Raw genomic sequence first — 20,370 nt, 5'->3', positions numbered from 1 at the left:
AATACATGACGTCAGCTTAAGTTTAGTTTACACTGGCCACTGTAAGTATTTCTTACATTAATCTTACTTGGATTTTTGGAGACTAACATGACGTTTGTTTTAAAGGAATTTGATGTACTAAAAAGTCATTTTAATGACACCGTTAAAATCATCCTGCAACGCGAAAAAAAAGACAAAATTGAAGACCTTCCCAACCCCAGAAAAGAAGAGCTTCAATTTCTGACTGCCGTTCTCAATCAATTGGAAGCAAAAATAGATGAACTGAAACCACGTTCATTGGCAAGCTATGTCCATGTGTTTTATGGCGCTATGCTGCTTGTCTGTAAAGACGTTGAAAATAATCTGCGGGTGATGGAAAAGAAAGAAAACAGCTTACTGTTTACTCGCTTAATGGATGGTATGGGTATTTCTGATGAAAATATACCAACATCCGAGCAGAACATCATGTTTTACAGAGGATTAAACAAATTCTTAAATTTCATTTATGAAAGCAATGACTCTCGTAAAGGCTTAAAAAAGGAGCATTTCCTGCAAGTCCTTTCGTTAAAAAAGATATATTCTTTAGCCAAATTAAGTTATGAACAGGAAGAGGCAGCTGAAAATAATGCTTTGGCAAAATTAACTGCTGATGGAAAAACCAAAGCCAATGCGAACAGCTTCCATGTGGAAAAACCAATCGATTCATCCATTGTTGAGCAATTCAAATCCTGGGATGAAATGAAAGGCGCTCTTCATCAATTAATTCTCGATGAACTTTCTGATAAGAACGTTGCTAAAATTTCAGCTTTAAGTCAAGCCCGCTCAGCACAACTGAAATTTTTACAAACGATGGCAGAACAGCTAGACAAGATCCCTAACCAATCTCTTGAACCGTCTGAGAAAATGGCCATTCTTGCTGGAGCAATGTATATCGTTCGTGGCCAAATAGCCCAGGAGTATGGAAAAGATCCATTAAGCAACGATAAAATCGGCGCTACTGTGATTCATACTGGTTTAAGCACAATACTTCATGCCAATGCCGATTGCTGTGAAGACAAGGAAGTACTAATTGCTGCTGCGAATAAATTTATTCGTCATATGGTTATTGAACGTCCTGAACAATCAAATAAAAAAATCACTAAGGAATCCATTCGAGAAAACAACATGTTTTCCGACATCGCTGGCTTCCAATTGATCTCTGTCTTGACGTTAATACAAAACATGATCAAAACATGTCGTACTGATGCCATTGAAGCTTGCGTCACCAAGCGTAAGGAAGAACTCGAAGCATTAAAACCCAAAAAAGAGGGTTATTCCATTGCGAGCTCAGTCACTGGATATGTAGGTAGCTGGTTTAAAAAAGCACCAAGCATATCTGAAGAAGACGAAGAAGAGGACTTAAAAGATCAAAACACAGCAGAAGAGACCAGTAAACCGAATGTATAATTAATTTGAACAATTAACGTCGATTTTCATTCATAAACAGTCTTATTTTCAAAATAAGACTGTTTGTTTCGTATTTCTTATTTTAATAAGCTCTTAAATATAAGCTATTCATCGTAATTTTTGTTACAATAGTGACAATATTTTTCTCAATTGACCTTACACATATTAAATTTCGAATGAAAATCAAGACTGTTACGAGATACTTACTACTTTTCTCAATATTTTTCCTGATAGGATTTAACAACGTATTTGCTCAAAAAAAAGCCATAGCAATCACTATTGATGATTTGCCCTTTGTTGGTGAATACCGAAACTTTCATCTGAATATGATGATGAATACAATGAAAGACGAAAAAATCCCGGCAACAGGTTTTATCATTGCCAAAGAAGTCAGGCCTGATAATTGGGAAATACTTCATAAATTTCGTGACGCAGGTTTCGGCTTGGGTAACCATACTTTTTCTCATGCCAATTTAAACAAACTCAAAGCGAAAGAATATATACAGGAAATTAAAGAAGCAGATTCACTTTTAATGCCCGTCCTCACTGAACCTAAGTATTTTCGTTATCCCTATTTGGCAATGAGTTCTGGAAATAAAAAAAATAAAATCCTCTGCTACCTTGAAAAACATCACTATCAAGTTGCCCCGATTACCATTGACAGCAAAGATTTTGTCTTTAATCAACGCTTATTATCTGTGCCTGAATTAGAAAGGAGAGCTTACCTGGATGAGTTGAAACCATTTTATCTGGATTTTATCTGGCAGCAAACGTTAAAAGCTGAAGAGCATACGCAATATCACCATAATCCAGATCAAGCACAAATCCTGTTAATCCATGCTAACTTACTTAATGCCTATGTCCTGCCTGATATTATTAATTTATACAAACAAAATGGTTACACGTTTGTAAGTCTGAAAAATGCCTTAAAAACATTCAAAGAAAACTATCATTGCCATAAAACCCAAATCCTTGCAAAAAAGCCTGCCGGAGAGGAAACGGGTTTAAACATAGAATCATTTATGGATTGGGATTAATAAGCACCATGAAGTCTTCAGACTGTATTTTTTTTACCAGACCAATGTTTCTGGCCCCTATATAATTCTCTATATAATCTTGCTAACCGGACTATCCTTAAAATTGCAATAGCTAACTGGACCAAGCATTTGCTAGCCACCCCTGTTGCCTCATAAATATAAAACTGGCTACACAAAATTATTATTCAATTTTACCAATATATTGCCACTTCCATCATTCAAGGCGGCTTGATAGAAGAAAATTATGTTCTTTTTATTTACTACTTAAGGATTAATAGAAAACATGGGGCATAACCTGATCTTAATGATCTATATTAACGACAAAAACATAAAATTTATAAATATTGAAAAAAACATTTGCATTTAACTCAAGATTTGCATTAATCTGAATGAGACTCACAAGGAAAAGGAGATCACCATGAGTAACAAAGCGAAAAACACTCACCTCAAAAATGGAGATAGTCAAACCAAACAAGCTTATACCAATCAGGCTTCACCACTTTTTTTTAGTCAAAAGCAAATAACCCCCTCATCGGGAACATTGGAAACAAAAAAGACACAGGAAGGAAAACAACCCACGCAAGAAATCAGCCTTGAGACAACCACAGACATTTTATTAGCCGCTATTTTGCAAGAATTAAAAACGCAAAATATGATTGAACTCATGAAACTCAAAGCTCAACAGGAGCAGGAGCAAGAGGAATTGCAAGCTATTGAGACAATGAAAAAGAAAGATGACGCCCGGTTTAATGAAATCCGGCAAACTATGTATGCCTGATGGACAGGACATCCTTCTTAACCAATTAACAGATCACTGTTAATTGGTTTTTCCACCAAACAGAGTAAATGTTACCTTAAAAGAAAATACTGTAATTTTATTAGACCTCTTTCATAATCTATTTATTTTATTTACGCATCGCATAGTAGGTATTCATAATGTCATGTTCCAGGTAATGCTTTTCAATTTTTCCAAAACCAGCTTCAACCAGCATTTTTTCTGCAAGCTCCTCTCCCCAGGCCGCGCCAAGACCTAAGCCATTTTGTGAGAGAGATACAGTCATACAATGCATACAGGAGATTGTGTAAATAAGCGCCCCCAGCGGATGATGAATATTCCCTGCCACATCACTGGAGGCATTGATATCCTGCATCAGGAAAATACCTCGAGGCTTCAATGCCTTAAATACGTTGCTCAGTACCTGCGCTGGCTTAGCCTGGTCATGAATCACGTCAAAGCTGGTGATAAGATCATATTTCTCCTGCTCATCCCAGACCGACAAATCCATTTTTTCAAAATGGATATTTTGTATTTTATTTTTCTTGGCTGAATGTACAGCATGAGCAATCGTTTCATCACACAGATCATAACCGGTAAATTGGCTTTGAGGATAGGTTTTAGCCATTAATATCAAGGCACGGCCATAACCACAACCAATATCGAGTACCTGAATTCCCTGGTTAAGTTTGTCAACCAAGCCGTGAACCATAGGTAAAATTTTGTCAGTCAAGGAAGATAAAATCGTTTGTCCACTCTCTTCCGCCATCACTTCATGAAAACGATGATAAGCCTCATAAGGAACACCGCCGCCGTGTTTAAAAGCATCCACTACGCCATTTTCCACATAGGCCAAAACTGGAATAAACTGCGCTACCACTGCCATGTTCTGCGGCGAAGATTTCCTCGTAAGAAAAGAAGCATGTTCAGCGGGTAATTGATAGGTTTTTGCATGCGCATCATAATCCACAATGCCTCCCACCACGAGAGCATTGAGCCATTCCCTGACATAACGTTCATTACAACCTGCCGCCTCAGCTATCACTTCACTGCTTGCAAAATCAAGCTCGTCCATGACATCAAACAAGCCAGTACGATGCCCAATGGATATCATCAAAGTTAATGCGGCATCATTGAGAACAGACAAAAAACGCTCAGCAAACGCATCAGCTCGGGCTTGATCAAAACGTCCTGTTTTCATCTTGCGCTCCCTAAAAAGGTAATCTTCAGAATCCCATAGAGAAAATAATTTATCTAACGTTAGTTACGGATAAAATCGGTCGTTATCTTGAATCGTTCGGGCTGAGAAGGCATTTATGCCGTCTCGAAGCCTTGTATAGAACTTAATGTTTCGTGCCAAGGCTTCGAGACGATGCTTACGCATCTCCTCAGCCCAAACGGGCCTTGGATATCGACTGCTCTTATATAATCCTTATCCACAACTCACGTTAACTCATATTATAGACTATGGGACACTCCAAGTTATGAGCATCAATTTGCCAAGGACCCATTTAATACTTCATGTATAGAAGCGTCTTCCTAAAATACTCTATTTTTATCGTCTAATATTCGATTATTTTTCTTCAAAATTCATTAAAGCATTTTCATGAACCAGCTCATGATGATGTTCTGTTAATCTCCCCTCATAGACAATAGGAGATTCCCACTCATCGCCGGCAAATTGATATTCTTCTGTAAAAAAATGTTCAAATGCATAGGGTATCCCTTGGCCAATTAAAGGAGATGGTTTATCAATAACATGAAAATGCAAATGCGGTGCGTCAGAATTGCCTGAATTACCCAATTTTGCAAGCAATTGATTCTTACGAACCAACTCCCCCTTAGTGACCTTAATACTATAGGGAATTAAGTGTGCATAGAGAGCATATTGGTGTTTTCCTATTTTAATAATCACGTGATTGCCAGCCATATTACTCAGCGTAACAGGATAATCACGTCCAGGCGGAGTATTATCAGGAACACCATCGTAAACTGCGACTACCTCACCATCCGCAACCGAGTAAACATTGGCCCCATAACTGTAATAGTTTTCTTTTTTGTTGGGATTTTCTTTATAGATATGACCATCAGCTCCAAACTGCATGAAATCAATGGCGTATCGTTCGGGGTAATACACAATGCCATGGGCGGCAACCCTTGCGCGGCGGTGTATGGAATGATTGGATGGGCCATTAATTGCCATCCAATGCTTTCCATCCAAAGGGTAGGCAATCACCAGGGGCTTAGTAATTTTTACATAAGCGGGAGCAGCCAGAAAGGAATACCTGACACCCTCTTCGGATATTTTGGTTTTCGATGAATAAAGATGAAACCGATGCATTATTTTTTCAGGGATTTCATCAAGACTATCGAATTTCACCATAAAAAATAACAAACCACGCTCACCTGGTCTTAATGTCAAATCTGATGTTAAATGATTAGAATGACCACTAAAAGAATATATCATCTTTTGCAGCTCTTCCTGGTTATAGGAAAAAAGAACTTTATAAGGTTTTCTGCCATTTAATACTTCAACGTTTTCTAAAGAGAAGAGATAATCACCCACATTGGCAAGAAAAACCTCATAGGTGAGATAAAATTGTCCTTCAATAGCCACGGGTTTTGGAGAATAAAACGTTTCGGCTTCTAACTGAAAATAAACCAATTTATCCTGATTGGATTCCAATCTAGAGGGAAAAGCATGAATGTCTCGTGCGAGAATCAAACCACTTACAAGAAATAAAAAAATTGTGACACGAAATGATTTTATCATTTAAAACCCTTGGTAAATTGCCAAAACAACGTTCTATTTTCAATAGGCTCATAATCAATTCCCTGTAATCAATGACAAGGGTTTTATCATGATGAGATGATTGGGATCCTGGCTGAAACCTGTTTGCTGAAAGCCCGCTTTTTTGTAGCAACGAATGGCTTGTTGATTGTTAACATCGGGGTCAACAACAACAGCTTTGAAACGTGTAAGAAACTTATCAATAAAGCGATTAATGAGTTTCACCCCTAATCCTCTACCTCGTCCCTCGCTTTCAGCAATAAACAAATCGATTCCAGCTAAATCCCTGGGATTATATTTTTCAAAAAGAAGGCTCTCATAACCATCAATTCCATCGGGTAAAGAGTCTGTGAGCAAATAAAACTGGACGAACCCGAAAGGCAAGCCATCTTTATGCACAATGAAACTTGGAACATGCTCCATACCTGCAATTCTTGGTTCGTATTTTTCTGTGATTTCATCCAGTGACCAGCTTTTGTCTCTCGCATACCAATGATTAATAATTGGCTCCTGAAACCATTGATACAGTTGATTTAAATCCTTGATGCCCAGAGGTTGAAATTTAAAAACACTCATGACTTGGCTCTTTGAATCCCTTATCAATGCCATGACGACTCACATCGGAGGTATGCCAAATTGATTTCCATAAGTCAGGTTTGCGGATAATCATGATTCACTATGCTGTAGTCAAAAACTGAGTGGGTATTCTACCACAGTTTTCATCGCCTGGATTTGCTTGTGATTGACATAGAAGATCATCTCATCAGTGCAGGTTGAGCAAACTGCCCAACCGCTAATCTAATTCAATAACGCTGGATCAAATGGCTGCCCATTCACTGTAAATTTGGTGTTTTCCAGAGTAAAAGATGCCTGATAGTAATCGCCTTCAACCTTTAAAATGCCTTTACTCACCAATTTTTGCAAGAGTTCTTCCGTTTGTTTATGGGCTTCGGCATCCACATCAACCAGCGGCTCTGTAGCCTGAGATTGAGACATATCCGCTGCTGGTGTGGCTGTTTTTGATTTGATTGATTCAAATAACAGCTGCTTGACCAGTTTGATTGGCGCTTTAAACTGACCATTGCCTTTCAGATTTTGCAAAAGATCCTCAGGATTGCTGAATGAACTCTTGGTTAGAGCCAGGTTCAACGAACTGGACAAATGCCCCTGTGGCGTATCCAGCTCCTGATTCAGATTGAGGGTCGCGCCTTTGGAAAGCAGGTTAAACATTTCAGCCAGGATCGCGATTTGATTGGAAGGATAGTCATAGTTCAATTGATTAAGCTTCGCCATCGCTTGAGGATCCAAATTCTTAACCTCTATTTTTAACTGGCCAGGACCATAGCTGTTATTGTTCATAACAAATTTATTCAGGGATAATTGCAAATTAAAATCCAGTAAATTGTTGTTGACTCCAGCCCATGCATCCATACCCAGATTTTGCAAGTCAAACACTGGCTGTGAATTAGTGACAGTTGAAATAGAAGACAGCATGATAGATGAATCACCAAGCCATAAATCGTCCATGTAGCGATTCAATGCAAAATTGACCTTGACTTTCCCAATCCTTACATCGGTTTCTTGAACCTGAGTACTCATGCCGTACATAGTCACATGGCCAGAGGCCTTATCAATCCTGGGATTGACTTTGAGGCTTGCACTTAAGCCTTGCCAGACAAAAACGAATTTGCCTTGATCACCGTTATTCGTACCCTTCATATTAATCGAGGGCAAACTATAATTGACAGCAGTTTGATTTAAGTAATTAATCAAAGCTCCATAATGAGTTTCCGGTTTCGTGGTGACCCATGCTAGTCCAAAACGCAAGCCATTATTGGTCATGATGAAAGGACCATGGCGCACAATCATAGGAAAATCCATGCTCAAATGAAGTGCTGGCTGAATTTTAATATTACCCTGAACGTCTTTATTTTCCTGGGCTGGCAAATCAACAAGTAAATTCAAAACTGCAGTCGAGCAGAACCATCCACTTTGATTATCTTTTAATTGCCAAGTCAGGAAGAGACTCTTCGGTATGTTATCGACGTTTTTTTTCACCGTGCTTAAGGCCATCATGCCAATGATAGGGTATGAGCATAAGACGATGATTATTAACAGCAGCAAACTGATAATCCATTTTCTCATGGCTGTTCAATATTAATCCTTGGTAATTAATATTTAGACTAGAAAAGGCTGCTTGTAAAATAGAACTATCTATCTGAAATAACCTTTAATACTTGAGCGGGTCGGCTGCTCAAGTCTTCCTTCGTGCTCTTTCAATCTCTAACTGGATTTTCAACAGGATAAACAGTGTTGAATTAATGCAAGTCTTTAATGGATACCTGGTATGCCACCAGCATGCTGATGTAACTTATCAACGACCATAAAAAAATATTTTATTGCCCTATGAGAAAAAATTGATTAGCCAAGCTTAAGGGCTTTGACGATGCTTACTAACCACTACGCAACTTGGAATCGCGCGAGGTGGAGTTAAGCCAAGGTAAATTCATTAGACTTAAAGGGATGCCTGAACATCTAGAGATGAAACTGTCTACCAAATTAAAAAGAATCTACTTAAAAATTATCTAATCAATGAGCTACAAAATACATCGGTTTTGATGAGTTTTTTGTAAGTCCTGTGGCAAAGAAATTCACCCATCACAGTCCATCACAATCGCTAGCCTAATTAGAGGACCGTCTGGAAAGGCAGATGCTCCATCCTTGTTAAACCAATGTATTCTTTTCACCGAAAAACATCAAACAAACATTGAAGATTTGAATATCCCTCAAGAGTTAAAGGAAAGCATTCTATCTTTCAATCCTCTCTGATTGATAGCCTTGGGGGCATCATATTCTATTCGTCTTGTAAATGAATGAAAGGCATTGAAGCCTGTTTGGCGCATTGTGTCAAACAGGAAATATCGATTTATAAACCATCCATTTCTAACCTGTTGTTTCAATAATACAAATGCAATTTAATCCCAAGCCTATAAGAAATTTGTATACACAATATACAAACAATCGATTTTAATAGCAACCATTCAGTTTGTACTATGAACATTATGATTAATACAAAATCTATCATTTTGGAGATTTTCATAATGCATTACAAGCTAATATTACCCAAAGGCAGCAACCTGGTACAAGAATTCACCTCCATCCCTCCTGGCATCACTTCCCTTGATTTGAGTTGGAATAACCTAAAAAGTATAAGCACGGCTGAATTAATGCAAGCCTTTGCTAATATACCTGCCAGCGTCACTTCGCTGAATTTGAGAGGAAATTATTTAGGCCATAAAAGCAATGATGAATTAGTACAAATCCTGGCAACTATCCCTATCAACATCACTTTATTGAATTTGCGTGCAAATTACTTAGGCAGCAAAAGCGGTGCGGAGTTGGCACAACTCCTTGCTGCCATTCCTGCCAGTGTGACTTCATTGAGTTTAAGTTGGAATGGTTTAAATAGTAAAAGCGATGCAGAGTTAGCGCAAGCTTTTGCTGCCATCCCTGCCAGCGTCACTTCGTTGGATTTAAGTTGGAATGGTTTAAACAGTATAAGTAGTTCGGGATTAGCACAAGCCTTCGCTGCCATTCCTGTCAGGGTGACCTCACTGGATTTAAAAGCGAATCTCTTAGGCCTAAAAAGCTGTACCGAATTAACACATGTCTTTTCTTCTATCCCTAATCATGTGGTTTCACTTAATTTGTACCTTAATTACTTGCAAAGACTATCCCTTGAAAATTTGGTACTCCTTAAGAACTCATTAAAGTATCTGCAAACTGTTTATTTATGCTATGATACTGTCAAGAGCATGTCCAAAGAAAAACGTCAGGCACTAGGTTCTGTATTCCCCAATGTACAAAAAATTATCTTGATTGATAAGAATGGCAAAGAAATTCACCCATCACAGTCCATCACAATCGCTAACCTCATCAGAGAACTGTCTGGAAAAGCAGATGCTCCATCCTTATTAAACCAATGTATTCTTTTCACCCAAAAACATCAAACAAACATTGAAGATTTGAATATCCCTCAAGAGTTAAAGGAAAGCATTCAAACCTGCAAACCCCTCTGATTGATGATATTGAAGCTTCCTTCTATTGCTTTTGTGAATAAGTTAAAAAAGCGATGAAGTAAGAGTTAATTAATCGTCTGCATTATGTTGTAGGAATGCAGAAAAAACTGGGGTATTAACGAGTTTTTACGATATTTTTGCGAAAAAAATTTTTGAGTAAATCGAACAAGTTAATACCCAAAGTATAATTTTGGTTAAATTATTTTTTTGAGCGAACTTATGTCTTATATGAAAATAGAAGAACTTCTTTTAAAAGATACCATGAAAAAAGCCCAGATCCCGGGTGTATCCATTGCTTATATCAATAATCAAGGAATCATTTCCACCCAGGAGATAGGGTTTACAGATGGATGTGGCCTTGTCAAAATGTCAACAGATCCCGCCCAGTGCCCATTTCAAGAGTTGATTCTTGGATCTAAAAATGAATTAGGTATCGGAACTAAAAACACAGTCATTGCATTTAACAAGGAACTTTATTATGTTGACCAGGCAGCAAAAATGGTTCAGAAAATTGCGTTAACAGAGGCAAATAAAATAGCCTATGAAATGTTGCATGCAAAATGCACCGAAACTTATCAATTAGCCGATAGCAATGAACATGAATTCATTGCAACTCTAACAGGTCGCATGCCACCAACCGAAGTGAAGCCTGAAACCGTTTTTGGCGCAGCGTCCCTAAGCAAACCGGTATTTGCTTATTTAGTACAAAAATTGATACAACCCAATGCAAAAAATCAATCTGAAGCAGGTTTTGATCAATCCATTTTACCTGAAAAATTAAAGCATTTTGATTTGGATACCCCACTTTTCCATATTATCCCCCTGGAAGAATTCAATATTGACGGAATAAAATTTGACCTGTCTGATGAATCTATCGTTGCTCATTCCAAAATACTAACTACCAGGATGGTGTTATCGCATACGACTGGACTGGCTCATGGGGAAATGAAATTTCAATTCCTGCCCAATTCTGAAGAAAAGGAACATGGGTATTCGAACGTTGGAATTATTTATTTACAACAAGTAATTGAAAAACTGACTGGCTCAGATCTTGAAACGCTGGCCCAAAAACATGTGTTTGAACCATGCGGTATGATTCATAGCACTTATGGGCTCAAGGCCTGCGCAGCCAATTCTCTACGCACTACAGCATGTGATTATGCCAATTTCGTCAAGCATTTAATCCATGACAGCACGATTGAGAATCCCTTTGTTCCACACGCTTACATGACAAAAGACAAGGGACAGGCAGGAGCAATCGGAATAACCAAGGGCAATATACCTGATACTATTCTGCAACATGTTGCATGGGGCTTAGGCTGGGGACTACAAACCAATGATGAAGGAAGAGTTATCACAGCCTATCATTCAGGCGATATGAATGATTACAGAGCGTGGGTAGTGATCGATTTACAGGATAAGGATAAGAAAAATGCCGTGGTATTTTTCGCTAACTCCCATAATGGACATATTCTCGCTGAACAAATTATTCCGAAGACCATGCAAATGGAACAGGCTGCCAATTACTTTTTTTCAAAATGGGGTTTTGCCAGAAACCTCGCTGAATTAGGCGGAAAAACTACTCGACTGGGTATTAAATCATCCTCAGGTAGCTCGGATAGCTCTCCTGATACTTCTATTCAGGATGAGCCGGTTGAGATAAAGAAGGAGACAGAAAAATCAGATATTTCCTCAATCGAGACCTATACTTCAGGATGGACTTTTAATGCTTGAACTGACCAGTTTGGCTAACCAGGAAACTCCCTCATCGTACTGACTCTTGCTATGGGTCACCAGATAAATAGGAGTTGGTTCCAGATTGAAAGGTAAAGGTTGCATTCCCAGATTAAACTGACTGGCAAACATATTTATCAAAAAACTTGGAGCTGTGGAAATCACCGCATCGGAATTGGCTACAGCAAAAATTGCGGGCAAGATATTTTTTACAAAAAGCATGTCATTACGTACTAGCTTTCTTTTATATAAATATTCAGCCGAGTGGCTATATCGCTCCTGATTAAAACTAAATGCGATATGTTTATTGCTTATGTAATCTTCCAAAGACAATGGCCTGTTTATGAGTGGATTGTTTTTGCTTGCAAAACAAATAATTTCCTCCTCATACAGTTTTTCAACTTTGAGTTGCGCGGATAGAGAATTTTCATTAATAGCTCCTATGGCCAGGTCTACATTCTCATCGATAAACAGATGTGGATCATCAGCCATTGACTGAATCGTTGTTTCAATAACAATATGAGGCAGTTTTTCAAGCGCCGCCATCAGGGATGGCAACAAAATTAATTCAACGTAATCAGGTAAAGCGATTTTAAATGCTCTTTTGGTTTGAAAGGGATCAAATCGCTCATTCGGTTGCAGAATATTTCTTATGAAAAACATTACTTGTTCTAATTGTGGCTGTAACTCTTTGGCTTTTGGAGAGAGAAAATATTCCCCTTTACCAGGAATTAATAGTGGGTCTTTAAACAGTTCTCTCAGTTGTTTTAAAGAAGAACTCATTGCCGGTTGACTGACAAACACTTTCTCTGCAGCGGCACTGACACTTTTCTCGCTTAGTAAAGCATCCAGATGTAGTATGAGATTTAAATTAATACGTTTAAAGGGAATCGCCATTCGATCCTCTCGGCAATTGTTCTCTTCTTATATTAGTATAAGAAATTTAAAAATATACAATATGGATAATTAATTATCAAGACAGGGTGTATTTTGAGAGGGGTTACAATGCCACTTACCGAACCAGGTAACGCTGTCAAATAGACCTCATTACCTGGTATCAACCTACTGTTCTTTCCAGTGTTATTGCATTAGTCCAAAAGATTTATCTCTGGAAGTAATGTGTAATGTTGAATCCTCCTCATCTTTTTTAACCAATTGAAGTTGGTAATCTGAAACAAACTTGGCAATCGTTACTTTAAATAAGGATTCGGTCACTGCAAATGCCGGGCAATTGCGCAGTCCTACTGAAAAGGGAATAAAGGGGAACTGACCTACGGTATGATTTTTATGGTTACTGTTCATCCCCCCTTCTTCAGTAATTTGTTCTTTCTCCTGCTGTAAGAAACGGGTAGGGTCAAAATCTTCAGGATTAGTCCAGTATTGTTCACCTTTAGCTAAAGCATGCAAATCAAATATCATCATGGTATTGGGTGGTATGGTCATTGAATTCGATGAATAGCCATTTTGAGTATATCTTGGCACTGCAACGGGCGCATCAAATCGCACTGATTCCTTATAAAAGGCATCTAATACAGGTAAAGTTTTAAGAGCCCTTACATCTATCCCTTCTTCTATGACCAAATGCGATCTGTCCATTTCATCGCGAAGCATCGCAAATTTATCAGGATCTGATGCGATTTGCTCCAGACAAAGAACAATTGCGTCAGTGAGATTGTCTGCTGCTTTTAGTATCATCGGAAGTGATTGCACTATAGGATTTTCAAAATATTTTCTAATGTCTTCAATGGATAAAGACCTTAAGGCAGAGAGCAATTCTTCATTGGAAAGAGTCGGGTTTTCATCTTTAAATAAACTAACCACAGAAGCTGCAATTAAATTAGTGTTTCCTGGATTAGGATCAGCGTGAAGAACTTCAACCAGTTTTTCAAACTCTTGCTCTAGAATACTTTTTGAAAAAGCTCGATAAACATCCCGTTTTTGTCTCAAACTCGGCATAAAATTGAGTAACTCTGGAAAAGGAAATGCCCCCCATCGCTTGACATCATTTCTATAAGATGCCATCACATCGTAAGTATTGTCTGGTAATTGCTTGATGCCCAGCATATTTTCCACCATCACTGCGCGAACAATTCCACAGATTGTATGTCGAAGTTGGATATCTGCATCACAATCGACACGTTTTTCTACTTCTGTAATAGTGGGATTAACCAGCCTTGAGGGCACAAGAAAACGGGACAGGTTCTTCCGCGATGAAAGAGCAGCATGTCCAGTATCTGAAATAATAAAAAAATCATTACCAGAAAAAAATTTAAACGAAGCATGCCCTCTTCGACCAGATTTCTCCTGGTCAAATTGATTCAATAATTCAGTCAGTTGAGATTGAGACTTTGGTGTAATGACGGCGTAGTTTCCCCCCAAATATCCCAAACTGACAACGCTATATCCTGTTTCACTGCTTCGTGCTTTAGAGGTTAATGACTGGATCATCGATTTAGGATCACGAATAAATTCTCTGGTATAGCCAATACCAAATCGTTCTATTTGCCCCAAAAGACCTGCCACCGCCTGATAAGCCTGATTGGAATAATAACGAACACCCAACACGATTGAACTTGCAAATAATTCACCAAACATAAATCATCCCAAACAATAGGCAAAAGAAATTGGAATATAGTAATACATTTAGAAAATATTGAACACACCCAGGAGTTTTTTTATTTCATGTAGGTTGATTATATGATGCTTATTATTCACCCCTTTCAAATACCAAGAAATGATTCCGACACCGATACTTGTCATGAATTAGCAGGAGCGATACAATGACTTTGCCTAAAAAGTTATGGTCTTCAGCAAGTCTCGATTCCTCCGGTGCTGGGTATAAAGACATAATTTTGGTCGAGGGATACTTTCGTTTTTAATACGAGGTATCCTATGGCGACGACATTAATTCAAACACCCTCTTATACTGAAAATCTAACTCTCAACCTTGATGACTACCCGGGAGGGGTTGCAATTTGGGGTGCTTTACCCGCTCTTTTTGATACTTCAAACCAGGGGTTTGATCGAGGCATCCATGTTCACGCGCGTCTTGCTGATTCATCTAAAAAAGTGATAGACGCAACCTATGACCATGTCACAGTTATTTCCGGATATCGTATTTTTACAATTACAGAGGAAGCTGCTGTTCATTTCAGCATGTCCGCCATTTTTGATATCAAAATTACATCATTAACATGTCAGCACTGCTCTCAGTTGATTACTTCCGTTGGCTACGCTGCGGTCAGGCCATCACGCCAGCATCAATGTAATCATTGTGGCGAAATCACGACTACAACTTTAGACTGCATCAGCAATCCAATTATGTTACTTAAAGAATTGATAGGAGATGACCAAGTTAAAAGACCTGCAGTTATCCCCAATCGTAGCATTGCAATTGATCCTGATAAATACAGTGGTGGCATTCAAATTTGGGGCTCTAATCCATCAATTATTTGGACTGCTAAAAGACTGGAAGAAAGCGCTATCCATATTCATGCTTACAATGAAAATGGCAAAAGGATTATAGATAATACTTATGGAAGTGTTTCTTTAGATGGTCACAAACTGGATATTGAAATGATTAGAGTTCTGCAAATCCAATTGGCATTGCCAAATTTGGCATTAGTACTGACAACCGTGTATTGTCCTCATTGTGGTGCGGAACAGTTTGATCGGGGGATTTTGGCTGTTTCTGCGCATAATCACAGGGTTTGCTTACTATGTAAACAAACTTTTATATCCCAAGACGTGATCAGTAACCCTGCTTTTGACGTACTAACCCATGTTTCTGGAGTGATCTCTCAATGAGCACATTAAAGACTATATTTAAAATTGGCGCACTTATTTTTAATGAAAAAAATCAGTTACTTGCTGTACATAAAAAAGGAAAACCACCTATGGAACTCATTGTTCCAGGTGGTGTTATGGAGGAAAATGAAAGCGATGAAGAGACTCTGCGTCGAGAAATCAAAGAAGAACTTGACTCCGATATCATATCATTTCAGTTTTATAAGCAATTTGAAGACAAGGCCATCTATGAGGAAAAATGGCTGGTGATGCGTACTTACATTGTCACTCTCGGCAATGCCCCTAAACCTACTAATGAGATTGATCAACTGGTATGGCTTGGGCATGATTATCATCAAAGTGGCTATCGTTTTGGATCCATATTAGGCAAACAGATTATTCCTGATTTCTTTAAATAAACCATTCCCAAACATTCACAGCAACTTTTGGTTCAGACCAGGGATTACAGTCCGAACCTTTATGAGATGAGGATAAAATGATGCTATTTAGTTAAATAAGGCACTAATCCGAATTCATGAACATCCTGCTCAGCATCTGAACAACGCCGAACTTCAGTAGTTACCTTTGGAGATGACTCTTTAAAAAAACCCAACCTTTGACGACTTATCAACAGTATCCAGGGTAAATGACTGATCTAGGGGAATCAGCTCGGCACCATATTTGGCTAAAAATGATGCAGGTAAAGCCAATGCATTCATTTTTGATATAATCAATAATCTTGTTCTAATATGATATTAAAAATAGAGTTGGGAGACTGCATATATTTCATTGCGTGATCAAATAATAGGAACTAAATACCAAATTAAGGTTGGTAAAATTTAAAAATACTGTTGCTTATTAATACTTATCTAGCATATCACATTCCGAAATTATGCTTGCTATACTTAATAGTACACAACAACTTCTACGGGTATTATGAAAAGAAAAGATGAGCAAAATAACCTTACCAAAGGCAAGGCGAATGAACAAAATACTGTCAGTACCAATACCCATTTGTTATTTTCAAAACCACCTGGTATTAATGCCGATACTGCAAATCACATGGCTTCATCTATTGACCGCTTAAAAGATTTTGACAGCTCAAAACAATGCCTTTGGTTAAAATACAGTGAAGAAATCATCAACGAATTCTGTGCTTTATTACCTGAGTTTCCCAAGAAAAAACCCAAAGTACGCGAAGACATTCGCTGCCCGGAAGAGGCATTATTAACCCAAGTAGGTTGTGCCTATGCCTTTTTAGCCAGTAAAAGACGCGAGGTAGCCAAGCTTTTAAAACATGGACCTCTAAGACATCAATTTGGTTTATTTAATAAGCCAGGGTTTGCCTCAATCGATGATTTCAATCTCAGTAAAGATATCCCTTCTCAAAAGGATAAAATTTATGAGCACCTCTCCTTGTTAATTAGTCAACCTAATCCTTTTATTGAGGTTAAGAAAAACCATAGAGAAGCAGAAGGTTTTTCTATTTACACCATAACATTCAAGATGAAGCCTGATGAAATAGAACAAGTGCACAAAAAAAATTTGGATTCAAACAAACCATTTATTGAAAATGACATGGTATTGACGATAACCTTCAATGATTATGGGAAAAATGACAACAGAACCTCAATTGTCATTGATCACTGCCCCACTCCTTTTGCTGAAAACTATACGAGCGAATCCAGCTATTTCAAAGTGCAATTTGAATTGATTGAGCCTTACTTTCAAGCATGCCAGGCCTGGGAAACTTCTAATGGGATCGATCAGTTTTTAGAAAATGCAGGAAGAATTGCTTATATACTGGCTCGTATGCAACCTGTTGGACGTGGTAATTCTGCGATTGTTGAATGGATGATTAGAGGCCTTGCCCAAATCAAAAACATCGAATTAGGACCATTCAACCCTGATGAAAAAATTGGGTGGGATTTTAAAGCGTTTCTGACGCCTGAAATTCAGGATTATGCTTATTGGTTTTCCGAGAAAGCCTTTGCATATAGCCAATTAAAAAATGTTTCTTCTTTGGAACATTAAACTAAATTGAGCAAACTACCCTGTGCAGCAAAAGGGCAGAACCTTTTCTCCTCTTTATTACAGGTATCTATGCAACTTGAGCAAATTCATTCCGATTTCTGCTTAAGAAAATGCATAACAACACTATTAAAAAGAGTAGGATCTTGAAGAAATGCAAAATGACTAACTGTTGGCAGAATGAGTAAACCAGCATTCGGTATTTGAGCTGCTATGAATTCCGTATTTTCACGCTTTATTACTTCATCATGGTCACCATCTACTATCCATGTAGGGATTTTGATTGAATTAAGCTGGGTTTTCGTAAAATTCGGCTGTGTTTCCCACATTTTTTTAATTTGAGATAAAAATTCCTCATATTTTGTTGGTGTAGGCGAGAGCTTTTGATATTCCTTCTTGCTGCGAACTAATGCAAACTCATTGAAAACAGCGCCTGCAGAAGATTTGACTCCCTGAGGATTTGAATTTGAACCAAAAGCAAACAGCTTTATTAATCGTTCCGGGTGATTTATTGCTATATTCAGTCCTACTATTGCCCCATCACTCCAGCCGACAATTGCAGCTTTTTTAATTTTCAGAAAATCCATTAACGAAATAACATCCGAGGCCATTAAATCATAACTGTATGGTTTAGAATCATGTGTACTACGACCATGGCCGCGACTATCCATCACAATAACTTGAAATTTTTTGGCCAGAACTGGAACTTGTTTTCCCCAGTAGTCAGAATTAGCAAGCCCGCCATGAAGGAGAATTAGGGGTTGCCCCTGACCAAATACAGCATACCAAATTTTTATCCCATTAACAGACGCATAACCACTCCTTTCTGAATTGGGTAAAGTGGGAGTTGGTGGCAAAGTTAACCATAAAGATTGGGCATTCCCTGTATTGAACATCAACAATACCAGTAACCCAATAAAAAATCTTGCACTCAATTTGGCCCGATACATTTAATCACTATTCCTTTAGTTTTTTAAAAAAATCACATAAGCAGCCTACTAAAGCATAGCCTATGTTACCACTTAAAATGAACTATATACTATAGAAAAGAATTATAGAACTATATTGAATAGATTAAAGAGAGTACTCCTCTTGGAGTATAACTACTAAACTATGGGATGAGTAGGGAAGATATGGGCTCAGATCTTGTTTTTGGGCTATTCATATTCATAGATTGAAGAAAAATGAAAGACCTGACCCCTGATAAATGTGCTTTTGACTATAAGACACAAGAAAAATGAAAGACTTGCCCCAAGATAAAAGCGTTATTGTTTTAAGTTTGCTTTAGAAGCTTCTTCTTCAAGTGCTTGAGCATCCAATAACCTTTGTGTGTTGTTAGTGATTGCACGACCTGTGATGATTGATTGAAAGCGATCAACCATATATACACCACCCCAACCGAAAGTGCTGCTGTTTTTATACTCGAACTCAGAAGCTACCTTGATAGAATTAGCCAGTTGCTCATCAGAAGCACCAGGAGCTTTATATTTTTTACGAATTTCTTTGCTTTTTTCACTTGTTGGTTTCATGCGCTCAACACCTTTATTGTTAAAACTGACGACATTATAAATGAATAATATTAAGACAAAATTAACTCTTCAAAAACAATTTGTTACAAATTTTTTACAACTATGACTTTAATAAAATAACCAGATCAACAATGATCGAGTGTGAAAAATAATAGATAGATTAAACTCCAATATAATATGTGGAGTTATATTCATCTGTTAAACAAAAAATTTGCTAATAATAAATCTCACTGTTTTTTAACCAGCAAAACGCTTTCCGTTACATGACCTTCGCAATCGCTTGAATTTCCAAAAAATAAAATCTCACCAATGAAAAAAGAAACCTATTTAATCGAAATATTAACAAATTGATAATTATTTGATAATATAATTATCTTGTTTTACCCTATGAGATTTTTTAATGCTCACCAAAAATCTGAATGAAGCCTTAAGCGCAATAAAATATGTAAAATCCAAACTAGTTTATGGTTCCAATACCGAGGAAGATTCAAAGAAGCTAAATTGGGAGCCAGGAAGAATTATTCTCTTAAGGAAGGAAGTTCATGCACTAGCAGTCGTCTATGCTCATTCACATAATGGCAAAGCAGGATTTGACATCATCTCCAAATTAACCCATGCGGCACTCTTAAAATACGGATTCGGCAACTGCGGTGAGCAAGCACAAACAGCATTTTGTTACCTGCAATCTCGAGGAGTTGCACCGATTGATTATTGTCAAACATCAATAGGAGAGCACTGCCTGATAGTGATTGGGCGCGTTAGTGGTTCTGATCCCAATGATATTTCGACCTGGGGAGAGGATGCTGTAATTTGCGATCCCTGGGCTGAGAAAGCCTATCCTCTTTCTGAATTTAGAGCAATGCAAAGTCCTGAGAATGATATTCGCTATCCCGAGATATGTTATGCTAATGGTAAAAATCCAAAGCCTTATTTAGCAGGCGAATTAATCAGTCACCACAGAATAGAGCCTGCCTCGAAAGCATCATCCCTATCTTTCTTCAAAAAAGAAAATTACGAACATTCACAATTAAATAGTGCTACACCCATGCTTATTGCTTAAAGCAGTCCAGTGCCAAAGTGCAATGACTACCATGCGTACCAATTTCTACCTTTTGTTATAACGAATCATTAAATTGTCCTGGCGCTATTGCTTAAAATCTGGCCAATAGAAAAAACACACATT

Annotated in this window: 17 protein-coding genes; 9 read left to right on the top strand and 8 right to left on the bottom strand. The window is 37.9% G+C overall.

The annotated features are described in order from the left end of the window. The first annotated feature begins 75 nt into the window (after nucleotides 1–75). From OQI99_RS15165 to OQI99_RS15155, 3 genes are all read left to right on the top strand, one after another. Nucleotides 76–1,425 carry a lpg0634 family Dot/Icm T4SS effector gene (locus OQI99_RS15165; protein ID WP_265732320.1) on the top strand — a complete coding sequence of 450 codons (1,350 nt, stop codon included), beginning with the start codon at nucleotides 76–78 and terminating at the stop codon, nucleotides 1,423–1,425. A 176-nt stretch (nucleotides 1,426–1,601) separates the two neighbouring features. Then, the gene (locus OQI99_RS15160) at nucleotides 1,602–2,462 is read left to right on the top strand and encodes a polysaccharide deacetylase family protein (protein WP_265732319.1); all 861 of its coding nucleotides are present in this window, start codon (nucleotides 1,602–1,604) and stop codon (nucleotides 2,460–2,462) included. Nucleotides 2,463–2,880: 418 nt separating this feature from the next. Continuing rightward, on the top strand, nucleotides 2,881–3,240 hold the full coding sequence (locus OQI99_RS15155) for a hypothetical protein (protein WP_265732318.1): 360 nt from the start codon (nucleotides 2,881–2,883) through the stop codon (nucleotides 3,238–3,240). Between the two features lie 127 nt (nucleotides 3,241–3,367). On the opposite strand, the gene OQI99_RS15150 is transcribed toward OQI99_RS15155, so the two are convergent. From OQI99_RS15150 to OQI99_RS15135, 4 genes are all read right to left on the bottom strand, one after another. Further along, nucleotides 3,368–4,438 carry a class I SAM-dependent methyltransferase gene (locus OQI99_RS15150; protein ID WP_265732317.1) on the bottom strand — a complete coding sequence of 357 codons (1,071 nt, stop codon included), beginning with the start codon at nucleotides 4,436–4,438 and terminating at the stop codon, nucleotides 3,368–3,370. 372 nt (nucleotides 4,439–4,810) lie between these two features. Beyond that, a complete protein-coding gene (locus OQI99_RS15145) occupies nucleotides 4,811–6,010 on the bottom strand; it encodes a M23 family metallopeptidase (RefSeq protein ID WP_265732316.1) in 1,200 nt (399 codons plus the stop codon). A 54-nt stretch (nucleotides 6,011–6,064) separates the two neighbouring features. Beyond that, complete coding sequence (locus OQI99_RS15140; protein ID WP_322783706.1) at nucleotides 6,065–6,637, bottom strand: GNAT family N-acetyltransferase; 573 nt, start codon at nucleotides 6,635–6,637, stop codon at nucleotides 6,065–6,067. 189 nt (nucleotides 6,638–6,826) lie between these two features. Then, nucleotides 6,827–8,173: a YdgA family protein gene (locus OQI99_RS15135; RefSeq protein ID WP_265732314.1), complete on the bottom strand. Its 1,347-nt coding sequence runs from the start codon at nucleotides 8,171–8,173 to the stop codon at nucleotides 6,827–6,829. Nucleotides 8,174–9,129: 956 nt separating this feature from the next. Here OQI99_RS15135 and OQI99_RS15125 point away from each other — a divergent pair. Both OQI99_RS15125 and OQI99_RS15120 read left to right on the top strand, forming a co-directional pair. Continuing rightward, complete coding sequence (locus OQI99_RS15125; protein ID WP_265732313.1) at nucleotides 9,130–10,107, top strand: hypothetical protein; 978 nt, start codon at nucleotides 9,130–9,132, stop codon at nucleotides 10,105–10,107. Nucleotides 10,108–10,326: 219 nt separating this feature from the next. Continuing rightward, nucleotides 10,327–11,841, top strand: coding sequence for a serine hydrolase domain-containing protein (locus tag OQI99_RS15120; protein WP_265732312.1), 1,515 nt, complete (start codon nucleotides 10,327–10,329; stop codon nucleotides 11,839–11,841). On the opposite strand, the gene lelA is transcribed toward OQI99_RS15120, so the two are convergent. Further along, nucleotides 11,818–12,738, bottom strand: coding sequence for a LysR family transcriptional regulator LelA (lelA, locus tag OQI99_RS15115; RefSeq protein WP_061513949.1), 921 nt, complete (start codon nucleotides 12,736–12,738; stop codon nucleotides 11,818–11,820). The genes OQI99_RS15120 and lelA overlap by 24 nt on opposite strands. A 183-nt stretch (nucleotides 12,739–12,921) precedes the next feature. Further along, nucleotides 12,922–14,436 carry a cytochrome P450 gene (locus tag OQI99_RS15110; RefSeq protein WP_061513950.1) on the bottom strand — a complete coding sequence of 505 codons (1,515 nt, stop codon included), beginning with the start codon at nucleotides 14,434–14,436 and terminating at the stop codon, nucleotides 12,922–12,924. Nucleotides 14,437–14,733: 297 nt separating this feature from the next. Between OQI99_RS15110 and OQI99_RS15105 the strand changes: the two genes are divergently transcribed. The 3 genes from OQI99_RS15105 (at nucleotide 14,734) to lem23 (ending at nucleotide 17,661) form a co-directional block, all read left to right on the top strand. Continuing rightward, nucleotides 14,734–15,648, top strand: a complete 915-nt coding sequence (locus OQI99_RS15105; RefSeq protein WP_265732311.1) for a hypothetical protein — start codon at nucleotides 14,734–14,736, stop codon at nucleotides 15,646–15,648. Then, entirely contained in the window at nucleotides 15,645–16,046 is a 402-nt protein-coding gene (locus OQI99_RS15100; protein WP_265732310.1) for an NUDIX domain-containing protein, read from the top strand. The genes OQI99_RS15105 and OQI99_RS15100 overlap by 4 nt, the downstream gene beginning before the upstream one ends. 517 nt (nucleotides 16,047–16,563) lie before the next feature. Then, nucleotides 16,564–17,661 (top strand): Dot/Icm T4SS effector Lem23, encoded by a 1,098-nt coding sequence (gene lem23 / locus OQI99_RS15095; protein WP_265732309.1) that lies wholly within the window; start codon nucleotides 16,564–16,566, stop codon nucleotides 17,659–17,661. Between the two features lie 86 nt (nucleotides 17,662–17,747). Here the strand turns inward: lem23 and OQI99_RS15090 are convergent, their stop codons facing one another. Together OQI99_RS15090 and OQI99_RS15085 are read right to left on the bottom strand one after the other, a co-directional pair. Continuing rightward, nucleotides 17,748–18,608: an alpha/beta fold hydrolase gene (locus OQI99_RS15090; RefSeq protein WP_265732308.1), complete on the bottom strand. Its 861-nt coding sequence runs from the start codon at nucleotides 18,606–18,608 to the stop codon at nucleotides 17,748–17,750. 315 nt (nucleotides 18,609–18,923) lie between these two features. Next, nucleotides 18,924–19,229, bottom strand: a complete 306-nt coding sequence (locus OQI99_RS15085) for a lpg2407 family Dot/Icm T4SS effector (RefSeq protein WP_265732383.1) — start codon at nucleotides 19,227–19,229, stop codon at nucleotides 18,924–18,926. Nucleotides 19,230–19,587: 358 nt separating this feature from the next. Between OQI99_RS15085 and OQI99_RS15080 the strand changes: the two genes are divergently transcribed. Continuing rightward, nucleotides 19,588–20,247, top strand: a complete 660-nt coding sequence (locus OQI99_RS15080) for a hypothetical protein (RefSeq protein WP_061513268.1) — start codon at nucleotides 19,588–19,590, stop codon at nucleotides 20,245–20,247. The last annotated feature ends 123 nt before the right edge of the window (nucleotides 20,248–20,370 follow it).

Source organism: Legionella sp. PATHC039, assembly GCF_026191275.1.
GTDB lineage: Bacteria > Pseudomonadota > Gammaproteobacteria > Legionellales > Legionellaceae > Legionella > Legionella pneumophila.
The sequence above is the reverse complement of the archived record's forward strand: the minus strand, read 5'-3'. Positions and strand labels throughout refer to the sequence as shown.

Coding starts and splice junctions, on each gene's coding strand:
- OQI99_RS15160 (WP_265732319.1), top strand. CDS start 1,602: ATGAAAATCAAGACTGTTACGAGATACTTACTACTTTTCTCAATATTT.
- OQI99_RS15155 (WP_265732318.1), top strand. CDS start 2,881: ATGAGTAACAAAGCGAAAAACACTCACCTCAAAAATGGAGATAGTCAA.
- OQI99_RS15150 (WP_265732317.1), bottom strand. CDS start 4,438: ATGAAAACAGGACGTTTTGATCAAGCCCGAGCTGATGCGTTTGCTGAG.
- OQI99_RS15145 (WP_265732316.1), bottom strand. CDS start 6,010: ATGATAAAATCATTTCGTGTCACAATTTTTTTATTTCTTGTAAGTGGT.
- OQI99_RS15140 (WP_322783706.1), bottom strand. CDS start 6,637: ATGGCATTGATAAGGGATTCAAAGAGCCAAGTCATGAGTGTTTTTAAA.
- OQI99_RS15135 (WP_265732314.1), bottom strand. CDS start 8,173: ATGAGAAAATGGATTATCAGTTTGCTGCTGTTAATAATCATCGTCTTA.
- OQI99_RS15125 (WP_265732313.1), top strand. CDS start 9,130: ATGCATTACAAGCTAATATTACCCAAAGGCAGCAACCTGGTACAAGAA.
- OQI99_RS15120 (WP_265732312.1), top strand. CDS start 10,327: ATGTCTTATATGAAAATAGAAGAACTTCTTTTAAAAGATACCATGAAA.
- lelA (WP_061513949.1), bottom strand. CDS start 12,738: ATGGCGATTCCCTTTAAACGTATTAATTTAAATCTCATACTACATCTG.
- OQI99_RS15110 (WP_061513950.1), bottom strand. CDS start 14,436: ATGTTTGGTGAATTATTTGCAAGTTCAATCGTGTTGGGTGTTCGTTAT.
- OQI99_RS15105 (WP_265732311.1), top strand. CDS start 14,734: ATGGCGACGACATTAATTCAAACACCCTCTTATACTGAAAATCTAACT.
- OQI99_RS15100 (WP_265732310.1), top strand. CDS start 15,645: ATGAGCACATTAAAGACTATATTTAAAATTGGCGCACTTATTTTTAAT.
- lem23 (WP_265732309.1), top strand. CDS start 16,564: ATGAAAAGAAAAGATGAGCAAAATAACCTTACCAAAGGCAAGGCGAAT.
- OQI99_RS15090 (WP_265732308.1), bottom strand. CDS start 18,608: ATGTATCGGGCCAAATTGAGTGCAAGATTTTTTATTGGGTTACTGGTA.
- OQI99_RS15080 (WP_061513268.1), top strand. CDS start 19,588: ATGCTCACCAAAAATCTGAATGAAGCCTTAAGCGCAATAAAATATGTA.